9 protein-coding genes and 1 pseudogene are annotated in these 7458 nt (G+C 63.7%); 6 read left to right on the forward strand and 4 right to left on the reverse strand.

Translation table 11 applies throughout. The features are described from left to right. Nucleotides 1-245, forward strand: a 245-nt coding sequence (locus tag AC2VOP_RS10925) for a nuclear transport factor 2 family protein (RefSeq protein ID WP_486960979.1), incomplete at its 5' end; no start/stop codon positions are given. A 24-nt stretch (nt 246-269) separates the two neighbouring features. On the opposite strand, the gene AC2VOP_RS10930 is transcribed toward AC2VOP_RS10925, so the two are convergent. Then, nucleotides 270-800, reverse strand: a complete 531-nt coding sequence (locus AC2VOP_RS10930) for a gamma carbonic anhydrase family protein (RefSeq protein ID WP_486960980.1) — start codon at nt 798-800, stop codon at nt 270-272. A 117-nt stretch (nt 801-917) separates the two neighbouring features. Between AC2VOP_RS10930 and AC2VOP_RS10935 the strand changes: the two genes are divergently transcribed. Together AC2VOP_RS10935 and AC2VOP_RS10940 are read left to right on the forward strand one after the other, a co-directional pair. Continuing rightward, entirely contained in the window at nt 918-2057 is a 1140-nt protein-coding gene (locus AC2VOP_RS10935) for a 3-ketosteroid-9-alpha-monooxygenase, oxygenase component (RefSeq protein ID WP_486960981.1), read from the forward strand. Between the two features lie 17 nt (nt 2058-2074). Beyond that, nucleotides 2075-2323 (forward strand): annotated as a pseudogene (locus AC2VOP_RS10940) (hypothetical protein); the annotation flags it as partial. 87 nt (nt 2324-2410) lie between these two features. Here AC2VOP_RS10940 and AC2VOP_RS10945 read toward each other — a convergent pair. The 3 genes from AC2VOP_RS10945 to AC2VOP_RS10955 are packed head-to-tail and all read right to left on the reverse strand — an operon-like array spanning nt 2411 to nt 5474. Then, entirely contained in the window at nt 2411-3562 is a 1152-nt protein-coding gene (locus AC2VOP_RS10945) for a sulfotransferase family protein (protein WP_486960982.1), read from the reverse strand. After that, on the reverse strand, nt 3562-4344 hold the full coding sequence (locus AC2VOP_RS10950; RefSeq protein WP_486960983.1) for an SDR family oxidoreductase: 783 nt from the start codon (nt 4342-4344) through the stop codon (nt 3562-3564). Before AC2VOP_RS10950 ends, AC2VOP_RS10945 begins: the two co-directional genes overlap by 1 nt. Before the next feature lie 2 nt (nt 4345-4346). Then, nucleotides 4347-5474, reverse strand: coding sequence for a hypothetical protein (locus AC2VOP_RS10955; protein WP_486960984.1), 1128 nt, complete (start codon nt 5472-5474; stop codon nt 4347-4349). 273 nt (nt 5475-5747) lie between these two features. Here AC2VOP_RS10955 and AC2VOP_RS10960 point away from each other — a divergent pair, with 273 nt between their 5' ends. From AC2VOP_RS10960 to AC2VOP_RS10970, 3 genes are all read left to right on the forward strand, one after another. After that, nucleotides 5748-6206: a nuclear transport factor 2 family protein gene (locus AC2VOP_RS10960; protein ID WP_486960985.1), complete on the forward strand. Its 459-nt coding sequence runs from the start codon at nt 5748-5750 to the stop codon at nt 6204-6206. Between the two features lie 30 nt (nt 6207-6236). Beyond that, nucleotides 6237-6947 (forward strand): EthD domain-containing protein, encoded by a 711-nt coding sequence (locus AC2VOP_RS10965; RefSeq protein WP_486960986.1) that lies wholly within the window; start codon nt 6237-6239, stop codon nt 6945-6947. An 18-nt stretch (nt 6948-6965) separates the two neighbouring features. Then, a partial coding sequence (locus AC2VOP_RS10970; RefSeq protein WP_486960987.1) for an LLM class flavin-dependent oxidoreductase occupies nt 6966-7458 on the forward strand: 493 nt, incomplete at its 3' end.

Here is a 7458-nt window from a genome sequence, read left to right on the forward strand (position 1 = left end):
ACGCCATCTCGGCGTTCTGGGACAAGGCGATCGCTCCGACCGACAGGATCGAGTTCAACTTCGTCGACAGCTTCTGCTGCGGCAACGAGGAAGCCAACGTCGGTTCGGTCGTGATCACCATGGGCGGTTACCAGGTCACCACCGAGGGTGTGTTCACCTACCGGGTCGACAACGAGGGCAAGCTGACGGCGCTGCGAGCCTACTGGGAGCTGGACCGCACCACCGCGACGGCGCGCCCGGTCTGACCGGCGCGAGGCGACTGTCTGCCGTCAGCGTTTTACGGGCTTCAGCCCGGTGCGGTAGCGGTCGGCCAGATCCTGGTAGAACTTCGGGTTGACGTTCACCCACATCTCAGCACTGGTGCCGGCAATCGGACCCTTGACCGTGGCCGGCGCACCGACCACCAGCACCTCATCGGGAATCTGGGTGCCGGGAAGCACCAGCGCTCCAGCCGCTACCATGCTGCGCGCGCCGATCACCGCACCGTCGAGCACCGTGGCGTGGTTGGCGATCAGCGCTTCGGCCCCGATGTGTGCGCCGTGGATGAGGCACATGTGGGCCACTGTGGCGCCCGGGCCGATATCAACCGGAACGCCTGGTGGTACGTGCAGCACCGATCCGTCCTGGACGTTGGCGCCCTGCCGCACGGTGATCGGCGCGTCGTCGGCGCGCAGCACGGTGTTGAACCACACCGACGCGCCCTTCTCGATGGTGACGTCGCCGATCAGGGTGGCGGTCGGCGCAACGAACGCGCCGTCGTCGACGGTTGGCGATCGACCGTGGAAGGAAAACAGTTGCATGACCTAGATATATACCGCCGGCCGTCGCGCACAGCACCTGACCCACGATCATTGCGCGGCACAGGACAAAACTGTAACGTGTTCTAGTTGGAGTATGCGAGTGGAGGATATCGGGTCATGGGTGACTCTGCCAACGTCGGCATCCGCGAAATCGACACCGGCACATTGCCGACCAGATACGCACGCGGCTGGCACTGCGTCGGCGTGGCGAACGACTTCCGAGACGGAAAACCACACGCCCTGCACGCCTTCGGCACCAAACTCGTGGTTTTCGCCGACTCGCACGGGGATCTGCACGTCCTCGACGGCTACTGCCGGCACATGGGCGGCGACCTCACCCAGGGCACTATCAAGGGCGACGAGGTGGCGTGTCCGTTCCACGACTGGCGCTGGGGCGGTGACGGCCGGTGCAAGCTGGTGCCCTACTCCAAGCGGACCCCGCGTGCGGCCCGCACCCGATCCTGGCCCACCGACGTGCGTGGTGGCCTGCTCTTCGTCTGGCACGACCACGAGGGCAACCCGCCACCGCCGGAGGTCCGGATCCCGGAGATTCCGGAGGCCTCCAGCGACCAGTGGACCGATTGGCGGTGGAACAGCATGGAGATCAACTCTAACTGCCGCGACATCATCGACAACGTCACCGACTTCGCGCACTTCTTCTACATCCACTTCGGCCGGCCGACTTATTTCAAGAACGTGTTCGAAGGCCACATCGCCTCCCAATACCTGCACAACATCGGTCGTCCCGACATCGAGGGCCTGGGGACCAGCTACGGTTCGGCCGAACTCGATTCGGAAGCTTCATATTTCGGGCCGTCGTTTATGATCAACTGGCTGCACAACACATACAGCGGGTACCAGGCTGAGTCCATCCTGATCAACTGCCACTACCCGGTGACCCAGGACAAGTTCGTCCTGCAGTGGGGCGTGATCGTCGAGAAGCCCAAGGGCCTGGACGACGCGACAACCGACAAGCTCGCCGATGCGATGACCGACGGCGTCAGCAAGGGCTTCCTGCAGGACGTCGAGATCTGGAAGCACAAGACCCGCATCGACAACCCGCTGCTGGTGGAGGAGGACGGTGCGGTCTACCAGCTGCGCCGTTGGTATTCACAGTTTTTTGTGGATGCGGCCGACGTCACCGCTGAAATGACGGACCGCTTCGAGCTCGAGGTGGACCCAACCGCTGCCAACGAAAAATGGCGCACCGAGGTCGATGTGAACCTCAAGCGTCAGGCTGAGCAGGGTTCGAGGTGAACTCCAGTGACGGGCCAGCCATTGCCGAAGCGAGCCGCCGGGATAGCGAGCACTACCTCAACGCCGGGCTGACGCAAGTCGACTGCCGGTTCTGCCATGCCAGCGTCGCCGTCAAGAAACTCGCGCTCGGCTACACGGCGGTGCAATGGAATTCCGAGGCGATGCGGCGCTGCGCGTACTTTGCCGAACTGCGTGCCGAAGGCGGTGACAGCAGGCGTGCCCGCTCCTGCCCGAGATTAACCGACAGCATCAAACACGCTGTCTGAGCATTCTCAGCCGCGAGCATGCACCAACTCGCACTGCCGGAGCCTCGTACGTGCGAGTTTGTGCATGCTCGCAGTCGGGTGGCTGGGTTACAGGCCGGCGAAGCGTTCCCTGACTGCCTCCGCGGTCAGGCCGTAATCAGCCAGGGAATAACGGTGTTCCGGTGCGCGAGGGCCACTGCGGCTCTCGGCAAGAGTCTCGACCATGGCCTGCTGTGCCGCATCCGAGAGCGGCAGGTGAAAGTGCCGGTAGATCCCGGTCACAGTGGACAGCGGGTTGGCGACGAAGTCGGCATAGTCGACGTCACAGAACTGCGCCGGATCGTACTTGACGCGTTCGGCGTCGAACCTTGCCAGGCCCCGCGACCAGGTTTCCATCGCGTCGTGACCAATCTGCGCACCGACGAACGTGTCCGACCATCCGGCTGTGGTGTGCTCGGCCAGCGAGCACATCGACGCCATGATGGTCTCGACCGGGCGGTGACACTGTACGACGAGCGCATCCGGATAGGTGGCCATCAGCGCGTCCAGCGCAAACAGGTGACTGGGGTTCTTCAACACCCAACGCTTTCCGGTGTCGTTCAGGCCGATCAGCTGTAAATTCTTGCGGTGCCGCCGATATGACGGTTTCCAGTCTTGCCTGGACAGCCACTGCGCATAGCTCGGCAGGTGCGCCAGGGTTTCATATGCCACCGCGTGCAGGGTCTGGCGTAGCAACTGCCAGCACTCCTCGAGCCCGTCGGCGGTCATCAAATGCAAACCGGTGTAGCCGGGGTTTTCGTTGTGATGCCGCGTGAACTGGGCCTGCATCTGCTGGAAGACCGGGTTGGCGTCCCAGGTTTCCCGCGGCGGGCGCGGCTGCGGGTACTCGGTCAGCCACATCTGCAGACCCTGATGCGCCGGGTCGGCGCCGAGCAGCCGGTGCAGTGCGGTGGTGCCGGTGCGTGGCAGACCGGTAACGAAAATCGGCCGCTCGATGACGACATCGGCGTGCTGCGGGTACTGTTTCCAGCCGGCCTCGGCCAATAGCCTGGCCGCCAGCGCGCCGCGCAAGTAAAACCGGTTCATCTTGCTGCCCAGTTCGGTCAGGTCCGCCTCTTCCCGGTAGGACGCCAGCAACACGGCCAACGCCTCCCGGTAATTGTCGTCGCCGGCGCCGAAATCCTCAAGGCCGACCAGCTTGGTCGCCGATGCGTGTAAGTCCTCGACGGTGCCCACATCAACGCGGCCGGTGGGCCCCATCAGGCGTGGTACTCGCCGCAGTTGACGTCGAGGATCTGCCCGGTGATGCCGCTCGCCAGGTCGCTGGCCAAAAAGATGATCGCCGACGCCACCTCATCCTCGGTGGGCAGCCGCTTCAGGTCGGATTTCGCAGCGGTCGCGGTGTAGATCTGATCCACCGTGGTCCCGTACTTGCCAGCCTGGTGGGCGAAGTAACCCTTCAATGTCTCGCCCCAGATATAACCGGGTGCAACCGAGTTCACCCGGATACCGATCTCACCGAGTTCGGTCGCCAACGATTGCGACATCGCCAACAACGCGGACTTGGCCATCTTGTACGCGCCATGTTTGGCATCCGAGTGCCGGATCACCATGGAGTTGACGTTGACCACCGCACCGTTAGTCTCGGTGAGAGCGGGCGTGAAGCCTTGGATCAGCCGCAGCGCTGCCAGCACGGTGAGCTCGATGGCGTCGCGAATATGCTGAAACGTGGTCTCCGCCAGCGGCTTCATAGATGGCACCCGAAATGCATTGTTGATCAACACATCGGCCCTACCGTATTCGGAAAGCGCGGTATCGACTAGGTTCGCCACCTGAGTCTGGTCGGTGATGTCGGTGGACACCGCAACCGCACGTCGTCCAGTCTGCGCGATCTGCTCGGCCAAGCCGTCGATCCGCTCGACGGTGCGTGCCGCCAGTACGAGATCGGCACCTTCGGCGGCGCACCGGTGCGCCAACGTGCTGCCGAGCGCCGGACCGACACCACTGATCACCACGACCTTTCCTGCGAGCATTCCGGCCATCACTACCCCAGCATCCTGTTGGCGATTTGATTCTGACGTTGCGCGATGCGATCCCGCCAGCCGTTGTCGGAGATCCTGTTGTGCTCGTAATAGGGCAGCGCGGCCGGCACCGCCGAGCAGTCGACGAGTTCCACGGCGGGTCCGTCGGCAACGGTGAGCACTCGCGACACCCGCTGCCAACGGAACTGCAGGAAGCCACGCCGGTGTCCGAGCGTCTCGACCCAGTTGGTGACGCCCGGGTTCTGGTCGGCGACCACGATGCGGATCTTGCCGTCTGGGTCGGCTTGGGCCTGCGTACTGTTGAGCGACGTCTGGTGGTTGAGGTAGTCCAGCGAGATGTACCACATGCTGCCCAGCTGGAAACCCACATACGGCGCATCGCTTACCGGCAGCGTGATGACCAGCGCCTGATCGGGGCTCAGCTCGAAATGCCCGGCCGACGAGTACTGGGTGGTCAGCCCGCCGGGGGTGGGTCGGGGCGCCACCATGGTGTTGACCGGGATATCGAGATAGAACCGTTGCGGAAACGCCAGCCAAGTCTTGACTCGATTGACGAGCTGCCTTCCCGCTGCGGTGTAACGCTTTTCGATCCGTTCCCGGGTCAACGGCGGCGGAGCGGTTCCCGCGGTGTCCAGTCTGGAAATGGCCACCGTGCCACGCTGCTGCGACCAGTCGCCGTAGACTTCACGAATCACCAACTGCGACGGCGCCTTCGGGCAGAACCGCCACTGGAAGCGACCGTCGGCGGCGATGTCGAGTTTCCGGTCGTCGAAGGCAGCTTCGCTCGCCGGAAGGTTGTTTTCGCTGTACTCCCCGCCGAGGAGTTGGAAGCTCAGGTCGGTGGTGGTACCGCGCGTGCCGGTGACAGCGTAGTCGTGCCCGGCCTGCACGCGACAGCCGAAATATAGAGTATCGGGGTTGTCCAGACCCATCTTGGTGAACGGCCCCGTACCAGACAGCAGGAACGGGTGGTCGCGCTCCTGGTGAAATACCATATGCGTGCACGCGGCCACGCAGCCGGCCAGATATTGCAGCCCCTCCACCAGGTCGGCTTCGGTCTCGGCATGGGGTGCGGCGGCCACCAACTGCTCCGCCTCGGCGATCGCCGCGGCCAGCGGCTGGGAGAACACGCCTCGACACTAGAACGTGTTCTATTTCTCGTCAATCTATCGGCCGTGGCTTGGCGCGGCTTCGCGTGGTTACGACGTGCACTCGTTGGCCAGCATGATCAACGCTTGCCGCACATTCGGGTGCCGGCCGCGCTGGTCCAGCGGCGGAGTGGGCGAGCGCAATGACTCGGCGTCGGCCCTGTCCCTCAGATCCCGCTTGACGTTGGATGGGGGTCCAGATACGACTGGGTTCACACCGACAAGCGATACCCGACTGCTGTTAAGTTCAGCATCATGAGGTTGCCTGCCGTCGACCGGTTTGACTTATCTGACCTAGTGCACCGTTACGCGGCTTACGTTGACGCGCGCCGGTTCGACGATGCCGCTGAATTGTTCACGATGACAGCCGAACTCACCCTACCGAGACCACCCGATCACCTCGATCCGTCAGTTCGACACAACGGTCAAGCCGGGGTGCGTGCAGCGATGGCGCCGCTGAGTCGGCTCGCCCGAACACATCATGCGATCGTCGGGGAGGTCTACACCGCCTCGACCTCGTGCCGCTCAGCGACAGGATCCATCGCCGGTGTCGCTCACCACTGGACAGACACCGATGGCCAGATCACGGACGTGGTCTGGTATCTGCATTACTCCGATGAGTACCGGCGCACCGATGCCGGCTGGCGTATCGCACGGCGGGTGCTAACCATTGATGCAATCGAGACCCTACCGGCATGCCGTGTGCACGGGTGAATGGGCACGTCAAAACAGGGGAAGAACGTCATGGAAAAAGTAGTGATTATCGTGCGGACCGCGAACTTCGATGAGCAATGGTGCCGTCGGATCCGCGGCCCCGTCGCTGCCGACCTGCTGAACCTCGGACTGCCCGGCCTCGCGGTGAACGTCCGCGACGAGCCGGTCCAAGAATCGCTGCTGACCCTGACGACGCTGGAGCCACCTGCCGCGGCGGTGGTGGGCCTATGGACCCAGCAGTCTTACGGCGAGCAGGTGCAGGCGGCGGTAGCGTTGCTCGACGCCGAAGCTGATTCGGTGGCAGCCTATTTGGTAACCGAATCGATGCCGATCGCTCCTCCCGATCCGGGTGGCGGTCACCGGACCCCGGGGTTGGCCAACGTCGCGTTGCTGCGACGGCCCGCGGCACTCGACAAATCGACATGGCTGCACAGGTGGCAGATCTGCCACACCCCGGTTGCGATCGAGACGCAGGCAACCTTCGGTTACACCCAGAACTTCGTGGTTCGGCCGCTGACCACAAACGCACCCACTATCGACGGTATCGTCGAGGAACTCTTCCCCGCAGAAGCGGCCTGGAACCCGCACGTCTTCTACGGTGCTTGCGACGACGCGGACCTGCGAGACCGAATGAACCGAATGCTCGACAGTGTCAAGACATTTGGAGCAGCAAAGAACGTCGACACGGTACCTACCAGCCGCTATCTCTATCGCACGCCGTTCACGACGTCCACCCGGTGAAGCGGGAGTCGGAGAGAGATGTCACGATTACCTCAGATTTCATTTCAGCTGCGTACGTTCACCGATAATCCGGATCACGTGTGGAGTTCGACTCTCGCGCTGGGGCAGGCGATGGACGCTGCGGGTGTGGACCGCGTCGTCGTCTCCGATCACGTCGCATTCGGCGAGAACCCGGACTCATACGCCAACCCGGCGCTCGGTGGGATCGCAGGTGGCCGCCAGCCGACCGGCCCTGACGGTCAGTGGCTCGAGCCGCTGACCGTGCTCACCGCGTTGTCGGCGTTGACCACCCGTATCCGGCTCGGCACCGCGGTGCTGTTGGCGGCACTGCGCCGACCTGTGGTGCTTGCCAAGCAGGTCGCGACCCTAGACGTGCTGTCGGGCGGCCGAGTCGATCTGGGAGTGGGTGTCGATTGGCAGCGCGAGGAGTACGAGGCGGCGGGCCTGCCATTCCGCCGCCGGGGGAGGCTGCTCGATCACACGCTGGCGGTTTGTGACGCGTTGTGGACCC

Source organism: Mycobacterium sp. TH-M106 (genome assembly GCF_057473765.1).